Source organism: Bernardetia sp. Wsw4-3y2 (assembly GCF_037126295.1).
In the GTDB taxonomy this organism is placed as follows: Bacteria; Bacteroidota; Bacteroidia; order Cytophagales; family Bernardetiaceae; genus Bernardetia.
The window spans coordinates 770,947-795,513 of the sequence record NZ_CP147017.1 but is presented as its reverse complement, the minus strand read 5'-3'; the positions used below and the strand labels follow the sequence as shown (position 1 = coordinate 795,513).

The 24,567-nt window shown below is 31.8% G+C and carries 18 protein-coding genes; 8 read left to right on the top strand and 10 right to left on the bottom strand.

Features of this window, described 5'->3' with window-relative positions; genetic code table 11:
- The first annotated feature begins 7 nt into the window (after positions 1-7).
- Positions 8-421, top strand: coding sequence for a response regulator (locus V9L05_RS03135; RefSeq protein ID WP_338790371.1), 414 nt, complete (start codon positions 8-10; stop codon positions 419-421).
- 80 nt (positions 422-501) lie between these two features.
- Here V9L05_RS03135 and V9L05_RS03130 read toward each other — a convergent pair whose 3' ends face one another.
- On the bottom strand, positions 502-900 hold the full coding sequence (locus V9L05_RS03130) for a hypothetical protein (RefSeq protein WP_338790372.1): 399 nt from the start codon (positions 898-900) through the stop codon (positions 502-504).
- 161 nt (positions 901-1,061) lie between these two features.
- On the opposite strand from V9L05_RS03130, the gene dnaG reads away from it, so the two are divergent.
- Both dnaG and V9L05_RS03120 read left to right on the top strand, forming a co-directional pair.
- On the top strand, positions 1,062-3,164 hold the full coding sequence (gene dnaG / locus V9L05_RS03125; protein WP_338790373.1) for a DNA primase: 2,103 nt from the start codon (positions 1,062-1,064) through the stop codon (positions 3,162-3,164).
- Positions 3,165-3,431: 267 nt separating this feature from the next.
- Positions 3,432-3,809, top strand: coding sequence for a response regulator (locus V9L05_RS03120; RefSeq protein WP_338790374.1), 378 nt, complete (start codon positions 3,432-3,434; stop codon positions 3,807-3,809).
- 230 nt (positions 3,810-4,039) lie between these two features.
- On the opposite strand, the gene V9L05_RS03115 is transcribed toward V9L05_RS03120, so the two are convergent.
- Entirely contained in the window at positions 4,040-4,324 is a 285-nt protein-coding gene (locus V9L05_RS03115; RefSeq protein WP_338814349.1) for a hypothetical protein, read from the bottom strand.
- Positions 4,325-4,383: 59 nt separating this feature from the next.
- On the opposite strand from V9L05_RS03115, the gene V9L05_RS03110 reads away from it, so the two are divergent.
- Positions 4,384-5,292: an IS982 family transposase gene (locus V9L05_RS03110; RefSeq protein WP_338814348.1), complete on the top strand. Its 909-nt coding sequence runs from the start codon at positions 4,384-4,386 to the stop codon at positions 5,290-5,292.
- Positions 5,293-5,305: 13 nt separating this feature from the next.
- Here the strand turns inward: V9L05_RS03110 and V9L05_RS03105 are convergent, their stop codons facing one another.
- Entirely contained in the window at positions 5,306-5,671 is a 366-nt protein-coding gene (locus V9L05_RS03105; RefSeq protein ID WP_338814347.1) for an outer membrane beta-barrel protein, read from the bottom strand.
- An 89-nt stretch (positions 5,672-5,760) separates the two neighbouring features.
- Complete coding sequence (locus V9L05_RS03100) at positions 5,761-6,477, bottom strand: SAM-dependent methyltransferase (RefSeq protein ID WP_338814346.1); 717 nt, start codon at positions 6,475-6,477, stop codon at positions 5,761-5,763.
- Between the two features lie 197 nt (positions 6,478-6,674).
- Here V9L05_RS03100 and V9L05_RS03095 point away from each other — a divergent pair, with 197 nt between their 5' ends.
- The gene (locus V9L05_RS03095; protein WP_338790377.1) at positions 6,675-7,883 is read left to right on the top strand and encodes a Na/Pi symporter; all 1,209 of its coding nucleotides are present in this window, start codon (positions 6,675-6,677) and stop codon (positions 7,881-7,883) included.
- A 67-nt stretch (positions 7,884-7,950) separates the two neighbouring features.
- Positions 7,951-9,051 carry a hypothetical protein gene (locus tag V9L05_RS03090; RefSeq protein ID WP_338790378.1) on the top strand — a complete coding sequence of 367 codons (1,101 nt, stop codon included), beginning with the start codon at positions 7,951-7,953 and terminating at the stop codon, positions 9,049-9,051.
- A 248-nt stretch (positions 9,052-9,299) separates the two neighbouring features.
- Here V9L05_RS03090 and V9L05_RS03085 read toward each other — a convergent pair whose 3' ends face one another.
- On the bottom strand, positions 9,300-10,649 hold the full coding sequence (locus V9L05_RS03085; protein WP_338790379.1) for a D-alanyl-D-alanine carboxypeptidase: 1,350 nt from the start codon (positions 10,647-10,649) through the stop codon (positions 9,300-9,302).
- A 413-nt stretch (positions 10,650-11,062) separates the two neighbouring features.
- Here V9L05_RS03085 and V9L05_RS03080 point away from each other — a divergent pair, with 413 nt between their 5' ends.
- Positions 11,063-13,393 (top strand): M1 family metallopeptidase, encoded by a 2,331-nt coding sequence (locus tag V9L05_RS03080; RefSeq protein WP_338814345.1) that lies wholly within the window; start codon positions 11,063-11,065, stop codon positions 13,391-13,393.
- Positions 13,394-13,731: 338 nt separating this feature from the next.
- Here the strand turns inward: V9L05_RS03080 and V9L05_RS03075 are convergent, their stop codons facing one another.
- Positions 13,732-14,946: a saccharopine dehydrogenase family protein gene (locus V9L05_RS03075; protein WP_338790381.1), complete on the bottom strand. Its 1,215-nt coding sequence runs from the start codon at positions 14,944-14,946 to the stop codon at positions 13,732-13,734.
- 331 nt (positions 14,947-15,277) lie between these two features.
- On the opposite strand from V9L05_RS03075, the gene V9L05_RS03070 reads away from it, so the two are divergent.
- On the top strand, positions 15,278-16,027 hold the full coding sequence (locus V9L05_RS03070) for an RDD family protein (RefSeq protein ID WP_338814344.1): 750 nt from the start codon (positions 15,278-15,280) through the stop codon (positions 16,025-16,027).
- Positions 16,028-16,101: 74 nt separating this feature from the next.
- On the opposite strand, the gene V9L05_RS03065 is transcribed toward V9L05_RS03070, so the two are convergent.
- From V9L05_RS03065 to V9L05_RS03050, 4 genes are all read right to left on the bottom strand, one after another.
- Complete coding sequence (locus V9L05_RS03065; RefSeq protein WP_338814343.1) at positions 16,102-18,138, bottom strand: serine hydrolase domain-containing protein; 2,037 nt, start codon at positions 18,136-18,138, stop codon at positions 16,102-16,104.
- Between the two features lie 170 nt (positions 18,139-18,308).
- On the bottom strand, positions 18,309-19,562 hold the full coding sequence (locus V9L05_RS03060) for an AraC family transcriptional regulator (protein ID WP_338814342.1): 1,254 nt from the start codon (positions 19,560-19,562) through the stop codon (positions 18,309-18,311).
- A 133-nt stretch (positions 19,563-19,695) separates the two neighbouring features.
- Complete coding sequence (gene rpoB / locus V9L05_RS03055) at positions 19,696-23,559, bottom strand: DNA-directed RNA polymerase subunit beta (RefSeq protein ID WP_338790385.1); 3,864 nt, start codon at positions 23,557-23,559, stop codon at positions 19,696-19,698.
- A gap of 496 nt (positions 23,560-24,055) precedes the next feature.
- Positions 24,056-24,565, bottom strand: coding sequence for an FKBP-type peptidyl-prolyl cis-trans isomerase (locus V9L05_RS03050; protein WP_338814341.1), 510 nt, complete (start codon positions 24,563-24,565; stop codon positions 24,056-24,058).
- Positions 24,566-24,567 lie beyond the last annotated feature (2 nt).

Below are 24,567 nucleotides of genomic sequence, written 5' to 3'. Positions count from 1 at the left end.
TTATCTTATGGCGAAAGCAAAAAAAACAAAAGCAATTCTATGTGTAGATGATGACCATATTATTCTAGGAAGTCTCAAAATTCAATTAATGCAAGAGTTTAATGATGATTTTATCATTGAAACAGCAGAGAGTGGAGATGAAGCATTAGAAATTCTAGATTTTCTCACAGAAAGAAACATCAATACATTAGTTGTAATTACCGACTGGCTGATGCCTGAAATGAAAGGAGATGAACTGTTGGTTGAAATAAACAAACAGTTTCCAAATGTAGCTAAAATCATGCTTTCTGGTCAAGCTGAGGATGAAGCTATTCAAAATGCTTTTAAAGAAGGAAATATGCACTTTTTCTTATCCAAACCTTGGGATAAAAAAGAACTTATTGATAAGATTTATCAATCTGTTGAAGTGATTAGTAAATAATTTTTTTTCTTTTATAGAAGAAAAGACAGTTTGATAAAACAATTTTATAAAGTTGGTTTATCAAACTTTTTATATTGTTATTAATTTTGATTCTGTATCCATTCAAAAGCTTCTTCTTTTGAATTGAAAATCATAGGAAATAAGCCTTCATTTTCCTGTAATTTTTTTTGTATAGCTTGAGCAGATAATTTTCCAAAAATAGAAGTTGGGAAAATAGCAATAGGATTAGTAATACCCATAGGAATGATTTTCTGTATAAATTCTGAAATAATCCATTCTTGGTCTTCTTGTGCTATTACTCCAGCATCAGTCAGATCACTAATGAAGATATTTGCTTTCTTTGCTTGTATGGCTTCATTTACCTTTTCCATATTTTGCCTAAAAAGTTTACTTGGAGTAAAGCCTTTTGATTTGTAATATATACAGTTGTATTGCTCATAATATTCTAAAAGAAAATAGTTGTCTTCTAAAAGTACCATAAAGAGATTATATATTAAAATAATAGTTGAAAAAATACAATTTCTAACCTAGCTAATCTGTAAAATGTTTTGTTAATTTTAGTTAGTTAATAACTATTTCTGCACTTCACAGCAATTTTAGATTTTTAGTTATACTAATTACTTTTTCGTAATTTTGTAGTATGTCTATTCCCTCTCACATCATCGACCAAATAAGAGAAAATGCCCACATTGAAGAAGTAGTGGGTGATTTTGTTACGCTTAAAAAACAAGGTTCTAGTTTTAAAGCATGTTGTCCTTTTCACCAAGAAAAAACACCTTCGTTTGTTGTTACACCAAGTAAAGGTATTTTTAAATGTTTTGGCTGTGGAAAAGGTGGTGATAGTATTACCTTTGTGATGGAGCATGAAAATCTGAGTTATCCTGAGGCTTTAAAGTTTCTTGCAGGAAAATATAGTATCGAAATTCCTGAAGAAAGCGAACGTAGTGACGAAGCCAAACAAGAACAACAACACCGAGAAAGTCTTTTAATTGTTCTTGCTTTTGCACAAAAATTCTATACTGAAAATCTTAAAAATACTGACGAAGGCAAATCTGTTGGAGGAAGTTATTTCAAAGAACGTGGATTTATCCAAAAAACACAAGAAAAATTTGAGTTAGGATATGCTTTTGATCAATGGGATTCTATCCTAAAAGCTGCTACTGAAAAAGGATATAGTAGCCAGTTTTTAGAAGATACAGGACTAGTAATAAAGAAAGAGGATAGACATTATGACCGTTTTCGTGGGCGTGTAATGTTTCCAATTCATAATGTTTCAGGTAGAACAATCGGTTTTGGAGCAAGAGCCTTAAAAAAAGACCAACAACCCAAGTATCTGAATAGTCCAGAAACAGAAATTTATCAAAAAAGCCATGTTCTTTATGGAATTTTTCAAGCAAAAAATTCTATTCGTAGAGAAGAAAATTGTTATTTGGTAGAAGGTTATACTGATGTAATTGGATTGCATCAAGCAGGAATTGAGAATGTAGTGGCAAGTTCGGGAACATCACTTACAGATGGACAGATAAACCTTCTAAAACGTTTTACAGACCGTGTAACACTGCTTTTTGATGGAGATAAAGCTGGTTTAAAGGCTGCTATTCGTGGAATTGATATTATTTTAGAACAAGGATTAGATGTTCAAGCTGTCGTTTTGCCAGAAGGACACGACCCTGATACATTTGTTACAGAACAAGGAGGAGAAAAAACTAAAAATTATTTGGAATCCAAAGCGCAGAATTTTTTGCGTTTTAAATATCAAGTTTTAGTACCTGATAAGGATGACCCAATGGCAAGGGCGAGTGCATTAAAAGAGCTTTGCCAAACGATTGCTGTAGTTCCTGATGTTTTCAAGCGTTCGTTATTGACAAAAGAATTGGCACATTGGATGGAAATAAGTGAGCAAGACGTAATCTTGGAAACCAATAAATTCATTCATAAAAGAGCAGCGCAAAAACTAAAGGAACAAGAAAGAGATAAAAACAGACAACACAGAGAAAGACATCAGAATAGAACTAGTCAGACCAATACCCAAAATAATTCTTCTGATGAGTTTGGCTATTTTCCACCTTCTGAATATGGACAAGCAGAGCACGAACAAGGTTTTCAAAATGAATCAAATTATTATGAAGAGTTTGGAGGACAAGCCATTGATTTATCCGAATTAGAAGCTGCATTAAATCCTCAACAAAAAAAAGAACAGCAAAATACAGCTTTTTTTCGTCAGTATGAAGATGAAATCACACGCCTGATGATTCGTTATGGACATCAAACTATTGCAGGAGGAGAGTATATTTGTGACTATATTTTGGAAGAGATAAGTGAAATTCCATCACTAAATCCTTCTTATGCACAGCTTCGTATTATTTATGAAAATGCACGAATTAATGACATCAAAATTTCGTATCAAGAATTATTAACCGATTTTATTCAGAATGATGAAAAATTAATACAAATTGTTACAGGATTTTTGACTGATTCTTCTCAGATTAGTCCAAATTGGGAAAAACGCATGCAACTTGTTATTCCAAATGAAGAAAAACAACTAGCTACTATTATCCCTCAAACTATTTTACATCTGAAAAGAGTTTTTCTAAAAGGAATTTTGAATGAAAACTTACGAAAAATAAAAAAAGCAAATAATCAAAGTCAGGAAGAAATAGAAAAATTACTACTTATTTATCAAGAACTTAAAACACAAGAAATACAAATTTCGAATGAATTAGGTATTGTAATTCATAAATAAGCAAATTTTCAAAAAAAACACTTTATTATGCTCATTTAATGAGAATAATAGAATAAAAAATTTTGCATTTTGCTAAAAGTAGTGTAGATTTGAGAACAAACAAATCAATTATTGATTTTGAGTTAAAAAAAAACATAAAAAAATACAATTATATAAAAAATGAGAAAATAATTAGTAGCCAGTTAGTATGGTATTTGAATGCCTATAATTAATTATTATTATTTTCTAATTTTCATTTACCATTTTTATCATTCGAATATATTTATTATGGGTTCTAAAAAAATACTTATTGCAGAAGACAGTTCTGTAATTCAAAACATTACTCGCAAAGTATTGCAATTTCAAAATTATGAAATTGAAACAGCAAAAGACGGTTTACAAGTGTTGGAAGCAATGGCAATGGGAGATTTTGATGCGATATTAATGGACATCAATATGCCAAAAATGGACGGAATGGAATGTGCTAAAAAAATTCGTGCTATGAGTGATCCTAAAAAAGCTAAAATTCCAATTATTGCAATTACTGGAAATGCTCGTAATTATACTGCAAAAGATTTTAGTGCAGTAGGAATCAATGATTATATGCAAAAACCTGTAAATTTCGATGATTTGGTTGAAAAACTTTCTTCTTATTTAGAAAAATAAGCTAGAAAATAAATTAAAAGAAATTCTATTCCAAAATCCAATTTTATTTCGGTAAAATTAAAAACCTTTATTATTCTATTTTTGTAGAACGATGAAGGTTTTTGCGCTTATGAATAATCTTATTACAGTGTAACATAAGTTTATTTGAGTTTTACTATCGTTGTTGGCAACACCGAAAATGGCAGAATTATAAATTGAACAGGGTTTAACCCTGTTTTATCTTAGTAGTATTATTTCATCTTTACAGGAAAACTATATGCCAAACGAAGTGAAAAAACAGAATTTCTGACAGGAAATCCAAATCTATCTAAAAAGACACTATTTCTTCCCCAGTAATGTCGGAATTCTGTAGAAAACCAACGCCAACTACCAGTTTCATATCTAAAACCAAAACCAACTAGCCAGCCTACATCAAAGTCATGTGTTGCCCAACGCAAATCATAACTAACGTGAACTCGGTTTTTAACTAATTGACTTTCAGTGTTTTGTTTACTTATTTCAGTTATTCTTGTCAAAAAAGGCTAAAAAAGGTTATTTTTGAATAGCTCTACTCAACTTTAACCTCTTTAGCCTTATGTTTGACAAAACTATAAAATTCGACGAAGACCACCTAATCGGTATTTTTTATTTAGTAGATGAGTTCTGTTTACAAGCTCAATCTTATGTATCTAGTAAATGGGTGGGAACAAAAAGCAGTTCTACTTTCACCCCTTCTCCTACTCGTGTTCCCCAGTTATCAGCTAGTGAAATAATGACTATTTTAGTATATTATAATTACTCAGGTTATAAGAATTTTCAATACTATTATCAACGTTTTGTGTGTAACGATTTAGTCCCTTATTTTCCTAAACTTTGCTCCTATAACCGATTTTTAGAATTAATAGAAAGGGTAAGTTTACCTATGTATGTACTCGCCAAACTCCTGTGTGCTAAAAGTGAAGAAACAGGTACTTACTTCATTGATTCTAAGAAAATAGTTGTTTCTGATAATCGTCGTATTCACTCTCATAAAGTGTTCAAAGACATTGCAAAACGAGGAAAAGGGTCAATGGGGTGGTTTTTTGGATTTAAACTTCACTTAGTCATCAATCATTTAGGAGAGGTAATGGCTTTTGAAATTACAGCAGCAAATAAGGCTGATAATAACCACGATCTACTCAAAAATTTATTAAAAAATTTGAAAGGAAATTGCTTTGGTGATAAAGGGTATTTGACAAAACTTTGGGAACAACTCTATGAAAAGGGACTTAAAATGATAACTAAAACAAAAAAAAATATGAAGAATCAACTCATCACATTGAAAGAAAAATACACACTTAGAAAAAGAGCCATTATTGAATCTGTAAATGATATTTTAATTTCTGTTTTTGACTTAGAACATTCTAGACATAGGAAGCCTATAAACGCATTTACGCATATGGCAGCTACAATAGTAGCTTATCATTTCTACCCAGAAAAACCTAGAATATTTGTACCTAAATAATACCGAGTTCACGTTAACTAGGATTTTTGTCATACTGAGCTTTCCAAAGATATGCTCCTGAAAGTGCTGCCGAAACTTGATAATTCCAGTAATTTCCTTCGAAAATATAAGAAAATGAATATTGATTTTCTATATAATGAAGCCTCAAAGAAGTTGTATTTGCTCGTACTTCCCCTACATCTCCTCCTATTTGGCTGTATAAAAGTTGAGGACGAATACGCCAATTATCTTTCAATTGTATTTCTAAAAACCCTCCTGCACCATATGCCAACCGACGAAAATTTTCGATATTGCGTATTCTTGAATAATTTCCCTGTGTAAGAAAACCTGCTGAAATTAATTGGGCTTGAGCAGAGTTTGAAACTAGAGAGAATAACAAAGAAAAAATAATCAAAAACGTACTTCTCCACAGAAAAAAAATGGGTTTGGATTCTTCTGTTTCTCTCTTAAATCTGTGGTTCAAATCATTCAGACAGCATACAAAACAAAAATTGTCGGTATTTTGTGTAAATCGGGTATTTCTTTTTTCCATTCTGCAACCGTTTTTGTTTTGATAAATTGATTTTCAGAAGTAATATTTGAAGCAACACAAATTTTTGTTTTCGGATTCAAGACCTTCAAAATATCTGTCAGTAAAGAATTATTTCGATAAGGCGTTTCCATAAAAATCTGTGAACGCCTTAGTTTCTGACTTTCAGACTCTAAACTCTTAATTTCATTTTTGCGTTTGGTTGCATCAATAGAAAGATAACCATGGAAGGCAAAATTTTGTCCATTAAAGCCTGAAGCCATTAGTGCAAGCAAAATTGATGATGCGCCCACAAGAGGAACAACTTCAATATTATTTTTATGTGCATACTCAACAGCCAATGCACCTGGGTCTGCAATTCCAGGGCAACCTGCTTCTGACATAATTCCCACTTTTGTAGGTTCGTTATTTTTATCATTCTTAGGGATTTGTTTGAAGTAATTTTCTAATTCAGTTTTTGTTGTTTTTTTATCTAACTGAAAAAAGATTAAATCATCTATTACAACTCCTAATTTGAGCGCAGAAATAAAACGTCTTGCTGTTCGTAAATTTTCTACTAAAAAATATTTTGTTTGCCCAATAATCATTGGTATTTCTTGTGAAAGACTTTCTTTATTTCCTTCTTCTAACCAAATTGGAATTAAATATATTTTCATTTTATATGCTAATTGCTATTGAAAAATAATAAAATAACACAAAGATAAACTAAACTTAACAAATCGTTCACTTACTAAATATCAAGAGTGGCTAAATGAAACACTAACTTTGCAGTCAATTAGAGAATACCTATTTATACATTTAATTAGGGTAATCAAAAAGTAAATTCAATAAAACGAACAATACTCAATTCATCTTGAACCTACCTCTGCAAAATCCTCTTCCTGTAAGAAACGAAAATAAAACAAATCTTTCAAAGATACTACTTCGCATTTTATATGCAGTATTGATTGTTTGTTTGTTTTTGGTTTCGATTGATATGTTGATGAGTGCTTTTCGTTTGTTTGGAAAAGAGGTAGCAAATACTATTTTTTCAGTTTCGGCGCATCCTTTTGTTGGAATTTTTATAGGACTCCTAATCACTGCCATTCTGCAAAGTAGTTCTACTGTTACAGCAATGGTGGTAGCAGCCGTAGCAGCAGGCGCACTGACTATCGAAACAGCTACTCCTATCATTATGGGAGCAAATGTAGGAACAACTATTACGAGTGCTATTGTTGCTTTGGGACATATTTCAAAAAAGAAAGAACTCAGAAAAGCGTTTGCAGCAGCTAGTTTACATGATTTTTTTAATGTCTTGACTGCTCTGATTCTTTTTCCATTAGAATATTATACTCATTTTTTATCTGATTTGGCTAAGTATGTAACTGAACTACTTCCTTTTTCAGCTAATTCTGGAAATTTTATTCCTCCTATCATTTCTATTCCTTCCAATTTTGTGGTTAGTCAATTACACGATTATCCAATCTTAATTTTGATTTTTGCTATTCTGTGTTTGTTTTTGGCTATTCGATTATTTATTAATCTTTTAAAAGAACAAATGATAGGAAAACAAAGACAACAAATGCACGAACTTTTTTTTGGAAGCACTTGGAAATCTTTTGTATGGGGATTTATCACTACAGCAGCTATTCAGTCTAGTTCTGTAACAACTTCATTGGTTGTGCCTCTGGTAGCTACTCGTAAAGTAAATATTCAAAAAGCATTTCCTTTTATTGTAGGAGCAAACATCGGAACAACACTCACAACACTTTTAGCAGCCCTTTTTAAGTCAGAAGCAGCCGTTACGATTGCGTTAGTTCATATTTTATTTAATCTTATTGGTGCTATTATTTTTTTAGTGATTCCTTTTATGCGTAGAATTCCAATTTTTCTTTCACAACGTCTAGGAATGGCTGCTATGAATAATCGAAGTAGTGCTTTGGCTTATTTGTTAGTTGTGTTTTTTGTTCTTCCTTTTGGCATGATTTATAGTTCTTTCCAACAGAATGACTTAGATTTGCAGAAAGTAAGCACAACAGAGACAAAACAAGACTCTTCCTTGATTCAAGAAAAAAAAAAGTGAGCTTAAGAGAACAAATTTTGATAAATTAATATACTATACTAGTCTATAAAAATAACTAAGTACAAAAATGGATTTTCATATCATATTTATGATTTTGGGTTTTAGTTTTGCAGCCTATTCGGTGGTGGGTAATGATGTAATTCAAACATTAGGAACATTTATAAGCTCCAATGGAAAAACGCCTTGGTATCTGCTGTGGGCTTATACAGGATTTATTTTGATAAGTGTGCTTTTTTACGGCTGGTATTCTGGACAGGGAGTAGCCTATGGAAGACTTAATAAAATTCCTTTTCCTGAAGTATTGCAATGGTGGCATGTCTTGCCTCCTTTAGTTTTACTAATTATTACTCGTTTCGGCATTCCTGTCAGCACGACTTTTTTAGTGTTGAGTGTTTTTGCGACCAAAAATATTGGAAGCATGGTTACCAAATCTGCTTTGGGTTATTTGGTTGCTTTTGGAGCAGCTATTTTTGTTTACTTCTTGATAAGTCGTTTTTTTGAAGAGAATTTTATTAGAAAGGAAATAAAGAAGAATGAAAAGAGAATCTGGACTGTTTTACAATGGATTTCGACTGGGTTTTTGTGGTCGCAATGGTTGATTCAAGATTTAGCCAATATTTATGTTTATCTCCCTCGTGGAAATGACCTTTCTACTACTGCTTTTGTCTTGTCAATGCTTATGTTATTGGCTCTATTGGGTTATATTTTTTATAGTCGTGGTGGCAAAATTCAGAAAATTGTGACAACCAAAACTAATACTACTGATATTCGTTCGGCTACTATTATTGACCTTATTTATGGAATTGTTTTGTTTGTTTTCAAAGAAATGAGCGATATTCCAATGAGTACAACATGGGTTTTTGTTGGTCTTTTGGCTGGACGTGAACTAATGCTCAATCTTCGTATAAATATGCAAGCTGCTTTTGAAGCTCGCCTAAAACAAGAAAAGAAAAAAGCTAGAAAGAAAGGCTTCAAAGAGAGTTCTGAAGGTATATTAGATACAGGTGTTTTTACTGATGATAATCAAGATATTTTGAACCATCCTCTTTATCCACGTTATTCGGATACACTAGCAATTTTGAGAATGATAGGTTCTGATTTATTGAAAGTATTTGCAGGTTTACTTGTCAGTTTGATTTTGGTTTGGCTCATCAGTTTTGTTAGATAGATAAACTGATAAGCTATATTTCCATAAATTAGAATTCAGAACTTCTAATTTATGGAAAATCCTTTTTTGATGTTTTAAAGTTACTTTAGCAAAAAACACTTTAGGTTTAATGAACATTATCACGGTTAATTTATTAATGTTCATTTTTCCATAGCGACATGTTTGCAAACCTGTCGCTATGGAAAAATAAGAGTGTTTTGATTTCTCCTAACTAATTTATTATTAGACCTTTAGATAAGTGATGACGTTTAATACAACTTATGGATAGTTGTCAAAATTTCTTCCATTTTATTTCCTATAGTTCTTGAAGATTCTCTATGATGATTATTTTGAAATGAAAAACAGAATTTGCGACCACTTTTAGTAATCAAAAAGCCACTCAAACAATGATTATTACTTATTGTACCTGTTTTTCCATATAAAAATGGTTTTGCATTTCTTGAAAATTCGTATCTACGTCTTAATGTTCCTGCTTCTCCTCCAATAGCAAGTGTTTCAAATAATTTTTCTTCTCCCATATCCTTACGAATAGATTTAAGCATTTCTACAAAATTACGAGGTGTAAAAAGGTTATAACGAGAAAGACCAGAACCATCAACCCAACGAGGACGATTATAAAATTTATTAAAATAATTTTCATCCAAATATTCAATCACTTTTTGTGTAGAAAGTGTTCCAAAAAGCTCTGCCGAACACATAAGAAGAGTCTGTTCTGCCAAAAAATTGTCGCTTTGTTGCATCATTCGTTTATACATTTCATCACTTTTTGCTGTATAAAATGTAGATGTATTTTCAGGCATTGGATAATCCAAATGGGTAATCTCTAAACCTAATTTATCTTTTAGAAGCAGTGTCATAAGTTCTGGTGTAGCATGAAAAGGGATAGATTTTCCATTCTTATAATACAAATCTCCAATATTATATTCAAAAGAATTGATACCCAAATCTCTTTCTACCCTAAAGTTATTAGTGTTTATATCACTATTTTCTTTTATCAAATTCTTAAAAATAGATGGATAGACTTCAATTTCACATGAAGGGTCAGCCTCAAAATAGACAGCATTTCCATACATAGGCAAAACCGATTTTTCTACGCCATACGTCGTTCGATAATCTTCCCATGCCCAACCATCGCCAAAAGGTTCATCTTTATAGTTAGTAGTAGAAAAGTAGAGTTTTTTTGTTTTAGATTTTAATAATAGAAAATCAATTACAGCAGAATTTCCAAAAATGGGATGCAAAAAAGTAGGATCACCTGTTCCCCAAAATATAAGAGAATCTCCTTTTTCAAAATAACTTAACGAAGGCAAACGCTCGCTCAAAATTTTGGTTGCTGCAAAAAGAGAAGCTATTTTTACGTTTGATGCTGGTGTAAAATATTTATCGGCATTATATTCAAAAATGTATTTCGAACTATCTAAGTCATATAAAACAAAACCATGAAAACTGTCTTTAAAACAATCTTCACCAAATACTTCGATTAAATTACCTATATAATCAGTGTTTTTCTTTTGAGCAGTAGCTGAAAAATTAATAAAACAACAACTAGCAACTAAAAAAAAGAGTAATTTTCTTGAAAAAATAAACGTAATTGTCATAAATAATTTTTAAAAAGTGTAGATAAAATTTGGTTGTAGTAGTAATCTTGAAATAAAAAAAGAGAGTAAAATGTATCCTTATCTAATTCCAAACGCAGAATCAAAAAGTATTGTTCAAACGTTGTTCCTACTTTATTAGTTTAACAAAGTTTTAAAACTAGGAACTAGGTTTTTTATATTAAAAAATAAGTTCTTATAGCATAATCTCACTTTTCCTCTTAACAATAAAGTGATATTTATTTAAAAAAACGAATTGACCACTCAAGCAAATTAAAATATTATAACATATCAAAACACCTTTAATTACTATAAAATAGTTGTGAATTACTTAAATTTGAAAAAATCTCTTTTCTATATTTCTTTTTTAGCATTTATAGACTTAATCAAACTATTTCATTTATCAATTTTTCTCAATGAATATTAAATACAATTATTCAAATATGCTACTTTTTATAGTAGGCATGTTTATTTGTTTTGCTTCTCAAAATGCCTTTGCACAGCGAGATAAAAATATAAATCGTTCTTATTTCAAACAACTTGATCAAGAACTTCCTACACCAAATGTTTATCGTGCAGGTTCTGGCGCACCAGGGCATGAGTATTGGCAACAAAAAGTAGATTACAAAATTCAACTTACTTTAGACGACGAAAAACAGCGCATTACAGGTCAAGAAACAATTACGTATCATAACAATTCGCCAAACGAACTTTCTTATTTTTGGGTACAGTTAGACCAAAACATGAGAGCAAAAGATTCTGATACCTACAAAACTTCTACAGGAACGCTAAACGAAAAGACAACTTTACAAGGAATCGCTTATGTAACAGGAAATTCTGATTTTGAAGGTGGTTTCAATATTGAAGGCGTGATGACAACAGATGGTACAAAACTCCCTTTCACTATCAATAGAACAATGATGAGAGTTGATTTGCCAACGCCATTGAAGGCAAATGAGAAATATTCTTTTCAAATAAAATGGAATTATAATATTCAAGATCAATTAAAATATGGTGGCAGAAGTGGATATGAGTATTTTGAAGGTGATAAAAACTATTTGTATGAAATTGCTCAATTTTTCCCAAGAATGGCTGTTTATGACGATGTAAATGGTTGGTTACACAAACAATTTTTAGGACGTGGAGAGTTTGCGCTAGAGTTTGGAGATTATGAAGTAGAAATGACTGTTCCTGCTGACCACATTTTGGGAGCAACAGGCGTTTTACAGAATCCTGATGAAGTTTTGACACCTGCACAAAAAGAACGTTGGGCAAAAGCTCAAACTTCTGATATTCCTGTCGTAATTGTTACACAAGATGAAGCAACCAAAGCAGAAAAAAACAAAGCAAAAGAAACAAAGACTTGGAAATTCAAAGCTGAAAATGTGCGTGATTTTGCCTTTGCAAGCTCTAGAAAATTTATTTGGGATGCTATGGCAGTAAAAATGCCAAATGGTAAGACAGTTATGGCAATGTCATATTATCCAAAAGAAGGAAATCCACTTTGGGGACAATATTCAACAGAAGTAGTAGCCCACACATTAGAAGTGTATTCAAAACATACAATTGATTATCCTTATCCTGTTGCTATTTCGGTTCATGGGCCTGTTTGGGGAATGGAATATCCAATGATTTGTTTTAATGGTGGAAGACCAGAAACAGATGGAACATATTCTGAACGTATCAAATATTCAATGATTTCGGTAATTATTCATGAAGTAGGACATAACTTTTTCCCTATGATTATCAATTCTGATGAGCGTCATTGGACTTGGATGGATGAAGGATTAAATACATTTATGCAATTTATTACGGAAGAAGAATGGCAACGTGATTACCCTTCAAGACGTGGAAATGCAAAAGATATTGTAGATTATATGAAAGGGGAAAAAGCTGGCATTATGCCAATCATGACAGATTCGGAAGAGATTTTACAGTTTGGAAACAATGCTTATGGAAAACCAGCAACAGCTCTTAATATTTTGAGAGAAACGGTTATGGGAAGAGAGCTTTTTGATTATGCTTTTAAAGAATATGCACAACGTTGGGCGTTTAAACATCCAAAACCTGCTGATTTTTTCCGTACTATGGAAGATGCTTCTGGAACTGATTTAGATTGGTTTTGGTGGGGTTGGTTCTATACGACTGATAATGTAGATATTTCTATTGAAAATGTAATGTTCTTTGAGCCAAATTCTGCAAATGCTGAAATAGCAAAAGCAACTAAGAAAGAACAAGAAAGCATTACATCACAACGCAACAAAACAGCTCTAAAAACAACTCGTTTGGAGCGTCGTCCACAGCTTAAAGATTTCTACAATTCTTATAATGGTGGAGTAACAGAAGCTGAAGCAAAGAAAAACTATGAAAGTTATATGAGTAGCTTAACAGATGAAGAGCGTACTTTTATCAAAGACAACCCTTATTTTTATCAAATAGATTTTAAAAATATAGGTGGACTTGTAATGCCTGTAATTATTGAATTTACTTATGCTGATGGAAGCAAAGAAATGCAAAAAATTCCTGCTGAAGTTTGGAGAAAAGATAATGCTATGTTTAGCAAAGTCTTTATGACTAAGAAAAAAGTAGTTTCTTTCCGTTTAGATCCAAATTTGGAAACAGCTGATACAGATGTTTATAATAATTCATATCCTCGTCAGGAAGTTCCTACTCGTTTTGAACTTTATAGAAGAGATAACAATTATTCTTCTCCAAATCCGATGCAAATGCAAAAGAAGAAAAAATAATAGTATCTGATAAATTAAATTTTTAGAAATAAAAAAACTCATTCTATATTTTTTATAGAATGAGTTTTTTTAAGGATCTAAATTTAATATTAATACAGAATGTAAACAGGGTTAAAATCCTGTTTAATTGATAATTATGTTATTGTTGGTGTGCCCACTGACAATATTAAAAACACAAACAAATTTTTGTTACACGGTATTAATACAGTTAATAAGTTACCTTATATTGTGCATTCAGTTCCTCAGAACTGAATGTTTCGCTTCCTCAGAAGCGTTTCGTCCAACTCTGAGGAGTTGAACACACAAAATAAACATTAAATTACTTTTGTTACATGGTATTAATCATTAAACTCTACAAAGTCACTTGATTTCTCATGCCATTGTAAGCCATATTTGTTCAAATCTTCCATAAATGGATCTGGATTAAACTCTTCTACATTCCAAACCCCAGCTTTCATCCATTTTCCTTCCAACATCATTTTTGCACCTATCATTGCAGGTACACCAGTTGTATAAGAAACAGCTTGCGCTCCCACTTCTTTATATGTTTTGGCATGGTCACAGTTATTATAAATGAAGAAATAAGCAGGCTTTCCGTCTTTAGTTCCTCTAATATGACATCCAATAGAAGTTTGTCCTTCATAATTTTCTCCCAAAGAAGAAGGCTCTGGCAAAACTGCTTTCAAAAACTGAAGAGGAACAATTTTTTGTCCTTGATATTCTACTTCATCAATTCTTGTCATGCCTACATTTTCCAAAACTCTCAAATGAGTAATATATTCATCTGAAAAAGTCATCCAAAATCTAGCTCTTTTTAAAGAAGGGAAGTTTTTAGTAAGTGATTCTAATTCTTCGTGATATAATAAAAATGATTTTTTTGGTCCTACCTCTGGATAATTAATCATTCTATTGATTTCTAACGGCTCAGTTTCTGTCCAGTCACCATTTTCCCAATATTTTCCTCGTTGAGTAATTTCACGAATATTAATTTCAGGATTAAAATTGGTTGCAAATGCTTTTCCATGACTTCCTGCATTACAATCTACAATATCCAAATATTCCATTCCATCTTTATCAAAATGATACTTTGCTGCGTGTGCTGTAAAAACGCCAGTTACCCCTGGGTCAAAGCCACAGCCTAAAAGAGCCATAATTCCAGCTTCTTCAAAGCGTTTTTTGTATGCCCATTGCCAACTATATTCAAATTTTGCTTCATCTATTGGTTCATAGTTAGCAGTATCTAAATAATGTGTTTTTGTTTCCAAACAAGCATCCATAATTGGTAAGTCTTGATAAGGAAGAGCTACATTAATAACTAATTTTGGCTCAAATTTTTTGATAAGTGTAACCAGTTCTTCAACATTATCAGCATTTACTTTTGCTGTCTGAATATCTCTTCCTGTTAGTTCTTTTACTTCTTTTGCAGCAGCCTCTACTTTTGGAAGCGTACGACTTGCAAGCATAATTTCTGAAAAAACATCAGGTAACATTGCACATTTTTTGACAACAACATTACCAACTCCACCAGCACCAATAATCAATACTTTACTCATAATAATTTCTTTTTTTAGATGTGAATTTGTGTTTTGAATTTCTTTTGAGAATAATGATTCAAAGATATTAAATAAATTTTGAAGTCAGAAGTCAGATTTTAGAAGTAAATCCAAAATGTATTATGTCTAGGTCAAAAAATAAAGTTAAATTTTTCAGTATTTAGTTTTTATAAGAATCTGAAAAGAACTTTTTAAGGATAATTTTAGTATTTTAGAATAAGAAATCAAAGTTAAAGTAAAATACGAGTAATCTTTACAACACAAAGCGAAACTCTAACGTATTACTTATATAAGCCCTACAAACTAGCACTTCCTAAAAGATTTATAAATCATGCATATTCATCAATTACACCCTGAAAAACACGAGAAATTCTTAACTCAAGCACGTATTGATCCAATTACAGGCGATACTTTGGAAGCTGGCGACAAAATTGTGCTTTGTGCTGAGTGTAAATCTGCTTTTCATTCGGATAGTTGGGCATATTTAGGCAATCGCCATTGCAATCAAACACGCACACTTCCTGCTATTCCTCAAAGCACTTCACTAGGACATTTCAAAAAACGTTCGGCTGAATATTATAGCCGAGTAAATTCAAACTTTAAAATTCATGAAAATTTACAAAGTGTAGTGAGTGCAGGACACCGTTTAGGAAGTGTTTTGATAGATTTAGCTTTAGTTTGGCTTGTTCAATATATGCTTTCTTACACACTTTCTCCTTTGCTTTGGACTTACTTTTTATTAAGAGATTTTTCATATAAAGGACGTTCTTTAAGTTTAGGAAAAAACTTAATGAATATTGAAGTAGTAGAAGAAAGAAATGAAAACAGACTAAGTTGGTGGCAATCTGTGCTTCGAAATGCACCTATCGGAATTCCTCAATTAGCAGGTGTTTTTGGTGCGTACGCTTATAATTTAAGTTATAGTTTTGGAAATTCTTTCAGAGTAGCTGATAATTTAGTTTCTGCTATTTTTACCATTATTTTGATTATTGATGTAATTCTTCTCTTTGGAAATAATAAACGAATTATGGATAGAGCAATGGATTTGAAAAGTATTTTTAGAACTAGAGAAAATAACTAGAAAAGTATAAACATATAGGACTTTATCAAAATAAAACTAGTGCTGAGTTTTATTTTGATAAAGTCCTACTTTAATTAATCTTCCTTTTTAAATAAAATAGTTGCTCTTGCGCTATATACTTTACAGGCAATAATTTCTAATTTTTCATTTCTGATAAATTCTACTTTACGAAAAAACCACTGATTACTTGTAAATATATTCTGTTGAAAAGGCATTAATTCTATATCTTTATTTCTATTATGGGTAGCTACAAGTTTATTGTCTTTTACTCTAAAAATATAACTTGTTCCTAATTCTTCACTATAATATCTGCCAGTATATTCTTCTACATCTACCTTTGATTTATCAAATGACTTCAAAAATACTTTTTTTCCATTATACTCAAAGTCAGAAATAGTCAGTTTTAAGTAAAAATCTTTTTCAGGTTCTTTTTTGTGAAATGAGAGCTTATAATTTCCCATCATAAACTCATTTTTAGATATAGGATATAATTCTGTTTTTTGATTGTTATCAGATGTTTCTACAAATAATGTATCTGAGTTAGAAGTAATTGTAAAAAATAATCCTGCAATAACTTCATAATTACCTTGATATGATTTTAAAATTTCATTTTTGATATTTATTGTTTCTTTTACTTCTGTTATTTTGGGAGCAGTTAACTCATTTTTTAAATAATAGTCTACAATTTTATAGGCTATACTTAGTGGATTAAATGTTTCTGAGTTACCTGCAATAGCTAAAGTAAAATTTTGGCTAGGAATACGAAGTAAATAAGAACGATAACCTGCATCACCTCCACCGTGAAAAATTACTTCTAACCCTTTGTAATTTTTGATTTCTTGTCCAAGTGCATACGATATTTCTTCCCCATTGTTGAGTTTACTTTTTGTCTGCATTTTATCAAAAATACCTGTATTTCCTACAATTCCTTTTTCAAAATTTAATGCCCACAAACTCAAATCTTCTACAGTTGTGCAAAGTCCAGTCGAACCAACAATAGAATAATTGAGCAGATTTTTTTGATAACCACTTCCGAAAGGAGAATATGAGTACACTCTATTTTTTATTATTCTTTCTGCATCATCTAAGAAAAAAGAATTTTTCATATTCAAAGGTGTAAATATTCTTTCTTGTGTAAATGCTGAAAAAGACTTTCCTGAAACTCTTTCTACCACTTTTGCTAGTAGCATAAATGCAGAGTTACAATATTCATACTGAGAACCTACTTCAAAGTTGATTTCCTTTTGATTAGTAACTATTTTAAAAGCATCCTCATTTGTAACTACATCTACAAAACCCACACCTGATAGGTAAAGCAAATCACTTTGTTCTCTGAGTCCACTAGTATGATTGGCAAGGTTTCGCAGCGTTATTGTTTTGCCAAAAGTGTTGAGGTTCTCAAGTTCTGGAATGTATTTTTTTATATCGTCGTCTAAAGATAGTTTTCCTTCTGATTCTAAAAGTAAAATTGAAAATGTTGTAAATTGCTTAGAAACCGAAGCCACCGAAAATATAGAAGTTGGACTAATTGGAATATTATACTCTAAATTTGCCATTCCAAACCCTTTTTGATACATCGTTTTGCCATCTTTTGTAACCGAAACTGCAACTCCTGGAGTATCAGAATTATCATAAATAGATAAAAGCTCATCTATTTTTTCGTTTGGAGTTATTGCTTTTGGTTTTATTGTTTTTACAAAAAGTTCGTATTTTCCAGCCTCAGCATTTTTTTCTAACATTTCTACTTCTAAGGTATAGTGTCCTGCTTTTGTAGAAGTAAGTAGAATAATTTCAGTGCCAAATTTTCCATTCGGACTATCAAAACTTTCTATTTTATTATTTTCAGAATCATAAGTTGTAATAATTACGTCTGCATTTTGCTGTTCTAATTTGAGAATAAGAAACTGATTTTCTTTCAATTGTATTTTACAATGATGCTTCTGATTTGCTGAAATTTCGTTTTTTAGTGTTGACTTTTCTGTGAAAATATAGTTTTTAATGTCTTTTTTTTGCTGTGCTTTTGCTTGTGAAAGTGATAGTAAAAAGAAGCTACAAAAGACTACTAAAAGAAGAAGTGCTTTTTTGATAAAAGATAATTTTTGTGAGTTCATAATTTTTTAAAAGTTTATTTGGGTGTGATAAAAAAGTTATGAAACAAAATTGAGGATAAAATCAAATGGATGCGACCGACTAAAAAAAGTCGTACTCTTTTTATGAAAAAAATGAGTACGACTTTTTACATTTTATAAAGTGCAACTTTTTTAAAGCTACCTTTAGATGCTTAAAAAGGAGTTTTTCGATATAATGAAGGAGTTGTCTTTGTGTATTTTTTAAAAGCTGTATTGAACGAAGATTTTGAATTAAATCCGACTTGATAGAGAATTTCTAAGATAGTTACTTGATTTTTTGTAGAATCTTTTAGAATAGATTTTGCCTTTTCGATTCGATATTCATTGATAAAATCAAAAAAATGTTGGTTGATATGATGATTAATTAAAACTGATAAATCACGAACAGGAATTTGAATTTGCTTGGCTAATTCTTGAATAGTTAAGGAAGGTTCAAGATAAGGTTCATGTTCAATCATATATTCTCTTAGCTTCTGAATTTGGTTATTTATTTCAAGGTTATTTTGTTTTGAGTTTTCAGTAATTGAAGTTGAGTTATTTTTTACTTCATTCTCATTTTTACGTCCTATTTTATCTTGAATTTGATTTTGTTCTTCTAAAGCAATAATTTCATTTTCTTCTAATTTGTCTACTTGTTTTATTTTTTTTTCTTGAATAAATTCTTTTGTAGATTTTAAATTCAAATCAATTTTTCTGAAAAGAGTAGGATAATAAAGAGCTTTAAAAACAAAACTACAAAGCACTATAAGTGCGATAATACTTACAAGAATATTAATCCAAAGAAAAAACTTACTATATTCTGTATAACTCAAAATATCTTTTATTACCACAAAAAAATGAGCTAAACTAAAAGTTAGAAGTAATTGAAAAAGCCATCTATAAGTCAGATTATCAGATTGTGTGTAATTTTCAAGGTAGATTTTTTTAAATTTCATTAAAAGAAAGAACATCAAAATAATATAAAATACCCATTGAATTTCGCCAAAGACAGAGAAAAAATAGCTTATTGAAGAATTATTATTTTGTAAAAAAAATATCTTTTGTTCTGTTGCTTTTAGATAAAAGGTAGGAATAGAAATAAGATGAATAAACAGAAAAGGAATACTATGAACTAAATATTTGGGTCGCCATTTAAAATTACTATCTAAAGCAGAACAGAAATAGAGATAAAATAAAGGCATTTCTAATAAGAATAATGTTCTACGTAAAAACTCTATTTTAGGGTAGGCTTGCAAATAGTTATAAATCACAAAGCCACTAATATTGATGGCTGTCAGTATTGTAAAAAGCCCAAAAAAGAAATTACCTAATTTGTTTTCCGTCTTGACCGTAAATAAAAATGTAGCCAAAAGCAGAGAAACAAATATAAAAAGTGTAGCAGAAGTATGTATTATCTTTAATTCCATAAGAGGTTAGTAGCATTTCTTTAAAAGTAATTCAAAGAAAGCAAAAATTCCCTTCTACTCCGAAAAGTAAAAGGGAATTTTTTATTTATATAGAAATTTGCGTTGGTATTTCCACCAATGACAAATTAAATTATTAGTCTAATGTAATTTCAAGAGCAAGACCACGAAGTTCGTGAATCAATACGTTGAAAGACTCTGGGATGTTTGGCTCTGGCATATTATCGCCTTTTACGATACATTCGTACGCTTTAGCACGTCCAAGAACATCATCTGACTTAATTGTCAAGATTTCTCTCAAGATGTGTGAAGCTCCAAATGCCTCTAATGCCCAAACTTCCATCTCTCCAAAACGCTGACCACCAAACTGAGCTTTACCACCCAAAGGCTGTTGCGTAATGAGTGAGTAAGGTCCGATAGAACGAGCATGCATCTTATCATCAACTAAGTGACCTAGTTTAAGCATGTACATAATTCCTACCGTAACAGTTTGCTCAAATTTTTCTCCAGTACGTCCATCAAAAACTTCCATCTTACACCATTCTGGTAAGCCTGCTTCTTTGATTTCTGCTGCTACTTCTTCTTCAGTTGCTCCGTCAAAGATTGGTGTAGCATATTTTTTACCCATTTTAAGACCTGCATGTCCCAAGATAGTTTCATAAATCTGTCCCAAGTTCATACGAGAAGGTACACCTAGAGGATTCAAGACAATATCAACAGGAACACCATTAGCAAGGAAAGGCATATCTTCTTCACGAACGATACGAGCCACAACTCCTTTATTACCATGACGACCTGCCATCTTATCACCTACTTTAAGTTTACGTTTCTTAGCAACATATACTTTTGCAAGTTTAACAATTCCTGCAGGAAGTTCATCTCCAACTTCTAGCGCAAAACGCTGACGTTTGAACTCTGCTGTAATTTCATTACGTTTTTGGTTGTAATTTTTTACAAGTTCTGCCAAAAGTTCATTAGTTTCTTCATCTTCTGTAAAATCTTTCAAGATTACATCAGCGATAAAGTTTACTTCTTCTGGAACATTATAGTTACTCTCATCACGGTATGCGTTTTTGCTTGGGAAGAATGCTTGCTCAATATTTTGTGGATTGAAACCTGAATCTTTTGCCAAAACCACATCACCGTATTTATGAACAATTCCTTGAGAAGTTTTATTTTCTAAAAGATCTGCCATTTTGCTTATCATCTGCGAACGCATTCCAACAAGGTCACGGCTATATTCTTTCTTCAAAACATCCACCTGTTTACGTACTTTTGCACGCATATCTTTATCCTTTTTAGGACGAGAGAAAAGCTGTGTATTGATTACAACACCTTGAAGCGAAGCAGAAGCACGCATAGAAGCATCTTTTACATCACCTGCTTTGTCTCCAAAGATAGCACGAAGAAGTTTTTCTTCTGGTGTAGGGTCTGTTTCTCCCTTAGGAGTAATTTTACCTACCAAAATATCTTGTTCTTTTACCTTTGCACCAATACGGATAATACCGTTTTCGTCCAAATCTTTAACTGCATCTTCGCTTACATTCGGAATTTCAGAAGTTAATTCTTCTTCTCCTCGTTTTGTGTCACGAACTTCAAGCTCAAACTGATCAATGTGGATTGAAGTATAAATATCATCTCTTACTACTTTTTCAGAAATAACAATTGCATCCTCAAAGTTATAACCCTGCCAAGGCATGAAAGCAACCATAAGGTTACGACCAAGTGCAAGCTCTCCTTTTTCAGTTGCATATCCTTCACAAAGAACATCTCCTTTTTTTACTTTTTCGCCTTTCAATACAATAGGACGTAAGTTGATACAAGTATCTTGGTTAGTTCTACGGAATTTAGTAAGGGTATAAGTTGTAAACTCGTTATCAAAGTTTACTAATTTTTGTTCTTTTGTCCAATTATATTTTACTACAATTTTCTTAGCATCTACATAGTCAATTACTCCATCATCTTCTGCTACAACTAATGCTCTAGAGTCCATTGCAACACGTCTTTCAAGACCTGTACCTACAATTGGTGCTTGTGGACGCAAAAGAGGAACGGCTTGACGCTGCATATTCGAACCCATCAAGGCACGGTTGGCATCATCATGTTCTAAGAATGGAATAAGAGAAGCTGCCACCGAAACGATTTGATTTGGTGCAACGTCCATGTATGTTATATTTTCTGGAGACTCTAAAGGAAAATCTCCCTCTAAACGACATTTTACAAGGTCAGATGTAAATTTGTTTTTACTATCTAATGTTGCATTTGCCTGTGCAATAATTTGCTCATCTTCTTCTTCTGCTGTTAAGAATTTAACTTCGTTAGTTGCTTTCTGATTCTTAACAATACGATAAGGAGTTTCGATAAAGCCCATACCGTTTACGGTTGCATGAACACAAAGTGAGGAGATAAGACCAATATTTGGACCCTCTGGAGTTTCGATAGTACACAAACGACCATAGTGCGTATAGTGAACGTCACGAACCTCAAAACCTGCACGTTCACGAGAAAGACCACCAGGTCCTAAGGCAGACATTCTACGTTTGTGCGTAATCTCTGCTAATGGATTGGTTTGATCCATAAACTGTGAAAGCTGATTTGTTCCAAAGAATGAATTAATAACCGACGATAAAGTACGGGCATTAATCAAATCAACTGGCTTAAAGTCTTCATTATCACGAACGTTCATACGTTCTTTGATAGTACGAGCCATACGAGCCAAACCAACACCAAATTGGCTATAAAGTTGCTCTCCTACAGTACGTACACGACGATTTGAAAGGTGGTCAATATCATCTACGACTGCTCTTGAGTTAATAAGAGTAATAAGGTGTCTAATGATACGGATGATGTCTTCTTTTGTCAAGACACGCACACTCATTTCTAAATCCAGACCTAGTTTTCTGTTGATTCTATAACGACCAACTTCTCCTAAGTCATAACGTTTTTCACTAAAGAAAAGACTTTGGATTACATCACGAGCTGTTTGTTCGTCTGGTGCTTCTGTATTACGAAGCTGACGGTAAATTTGCTCAACTGCTTCTTTTTCTGAGTTTGAATTATCTTTTTGTAATGTATTATAGACAATTGCAAAATCATTAATATTAATATCTTCTCTATGAAGAATGATTGCTTCTGTATTTGAATCGATGATAGTTTGGATATGCTCCTCTTCAATTTCAGAATCACGCTCCAAAAGTACCTCGTTACGAGTAATACTTACAACTTCTCCTGTATCTTCATCTACAAAGTCTTCTGTCCAAGTGCGAAGAACACGAGCAGCTAGTTTTCTACCCACAACTTTCTGAATATTTGCTTTAGTAGCTTTTACTTCTTCAGAAAGACCGAAAAGTTCCAAAATCTCTCTATCTGTCCCATATCCGATAGCACGCAAAAGAGTTGTAACAGGAAACTTTTTCTTACGGTCAATGTAAGCATACATGATATTGTTTACATCTGTCGCAAATTCAATCCAAGAACCTTTGAATGGAATAATACGTGCTGAATATAATTTTGTACCATTAGTATGTTTACTTTGAGCAAAGAAAACGCCTGGTGAACGGTGAAGCTGAGAAACGATAACACGTTCTGCACCATTAATAACAAAAGAGCCACGCTCAGTCATTACAGGCACATTTCCTAAAAATACTTCTTGTTCGATTGTTTCGAAATCTTCGTTGTCTTCGTCGTTACAAAGTAAACGTAGCTTTGCTTTTAAAGGCACTGCATAAGTAAGACCTCTATCAACACATTCTTGTACAGAATATTTTGGTGGGTCTATGATATAGTCGACAAATTCCAAAACAAAGTTATCTCTTGAATCAGAAATTGGGAAGTTCTCCATAAATACTTTATAGAGTCCGTCTGCTGTTCTTTTTTCAGGAGGAGTACCTAGTTGGAAGAAATCTTGAAACGACTTTACCTGCACATCTAGGAAGTGTGGGTATTCTAAAATGGAGGTCGTTTTGCGAAAGTTTATTCTGCCGTGTTTTAATGTAGCCAAGGCTCGTATAGGTTTGAGTGAACGAAATGGAATGCTTTATTCTTTATCAATTACAAATTAGAAATTTACGTCTTATAAGTAGATATAAATTAGTTAATGCTAATTTGTTGGTATAATGCTTTATAGCTATTTATTACTGCTTCTAAATAATCATTTTTTATCTTTTCTTATTTGTCTAAACTTATTAAAGTCAGAAAAATCCCTAAAATTAGGTAAAGAGTTATTTTAAAATTAGCTCTCTATTAAATTTTACGGTTTTATTCTTAATTAAAAAATTGTGAATTGAAGTAATTTCAAATAATTTGGAATACTTTTTATAATTCTAAATAAAATGCAGATAAAAACAAGAAAAATGCTATATTTTGGATATGTAATTATAATTTTGTTTTGATTTAGAACCAAAACTATACATTTGAAGCCAAAATATCCTGCAAATATAAGAATTATTTTATCATTTTCAAAAATAATTTTGTATTTATTCTTACAAAACAACAACTTAAAGTTGTTCTAACTCAATATCAAAAATTAGAGTGGAAAGCGTTGGAATTATTTCTCTTCCTTCCTGAGTTGTTCTTCCAGCCTCTCCATAAGCATAGCGAGATGGAATAAAAAAACGTGTTTTTTCCTTTAATTTCATTTGCTTGACTGCCTCTTCAAATCCTATTACTACCGAACCAGCACCAATAGTAAACTCTAAAGGGTTATTGGTTTCATAAGAGCTATCAAACTGTCTTCCATAAAGAACTTTTCCTACGTAATTTACTACTACTGATGCTCCATTATTTGGCGTAGCTGTGCCTTCTCCTTCTTCCAAGACAATATAATAAATCCCTAAATCTGTTTTTTCGGCTGTAAGGTTGTTTTCAGTTAAATATTGCTGAATAATTTGGTCTTCTCGCTCTGCCTGTACAGTTGCGTCTATTAGAGGTTCTATTTTATCTTTATTACAAGATGAAAATAGAAATGAAATAGATAAAAGCAGGAAAATATATTTTGATGATTTCATTT

Excerpts from the sequence above, each read along its gene's own strand:
- V9L05_RS03135 (WP_338790371.1), top strand. The coding sequence starts at position 8 with ATGGCGAAAGCAAAAAAAACAAAAGCAATTCTATGTGTAGATGATGAC.
- V9L05_RS03130 (WP_338790372.1), bottom strand. The coding sequence starts at position 900 with ATGGTACTTTTAGAAGACAACTATTTTCTTTTAGAATATTATGAGCAA.
- dnaG (WP_338790373.1), top strand. The coding sequence starts at position 1,062 with ATGTCTATTCCCTCTCACATCATCGACCAAATAAGAGAAAATGCCCAC.
- V9L05_RS03120 (WP_338790374.1), top strand. The coding sequence starts at position 3,432 with ATGGGTTCTAAAAAAATACTTATTGCAGAAGACAGTTCTGTAATTCAA.
- V9L05_RS03110 (WP_338814348.1), top strand. The coding sequence starts at position 4,384 with ATGTTTGACAAAACTATAAAATTCGACGAAGACCACCTAATCGGTATT.
- V9L05_RS03100 (WP_338814346.1), bottom strand. The coding sequence starts at position 6,477 with ATGAAAATATATTTAATTCCAATTTGGTTAGAAGAAGGAAATAAAGAA.
- V9L05_RS03090 (WP_338790378.1), top strand. The coding sequence starts at position 7,951 with ATGGATTTTCATATCATATTTATGATTTTGGGTTTTAGTTTTGCAGCC.
- V9L05_RS03085 (WP_338790379.1), bottom strand. The coding sequence starts at position 10,649 with ATGACAATTACGTTTATTTTTTCAAGAAAATTACTCTTTTTTTTAGTT.
- V9L05_RS03080 (WP_338814345.1), top strand. The coding sequence starts at position 11,063 with ATGAATATTAAATACAATTATTCAAATATGCTACTTTTTATAGTAGGC.
- V9L05_RS03075 (WP_338790381.1), bottom strand. The coding sequence starts at position 14,946 with ATGAGTAAAGTATTGATTATTGGTGCTGGTGGAGTTGGTAATGTTGTT.
- V9L05_RS03070 (WP_338814344.1), top strand. The coding sequence starts at position 15,278 with ATGCATATTCATCAATTACACCCTGAAAAACACGAGAAATTCTTAACT.
- V9L05_RS03065 (WP_338814343.1), bottom strand. The coding sequence starts at position 18,138 with ATGAACTCACAAAAATTATCTTTTATCAAAAAAGCACTTCTTCTTTTA.
- V9L05_RS03060 (WP_338814342.1), bottom strand. The coding sequence starts at position 19,562 with ATGGAATTAAAGATAATACATACTTCTGCTACACTTTTTATATTTGTT.
- V9L05_RS03050 (WP_338814341.1), bottom strand. The coding sequence starts at position 24,565 with ATGAAATCATCAAAATATATTTTCCTGCTTTTATCTATTTCATTTCTA.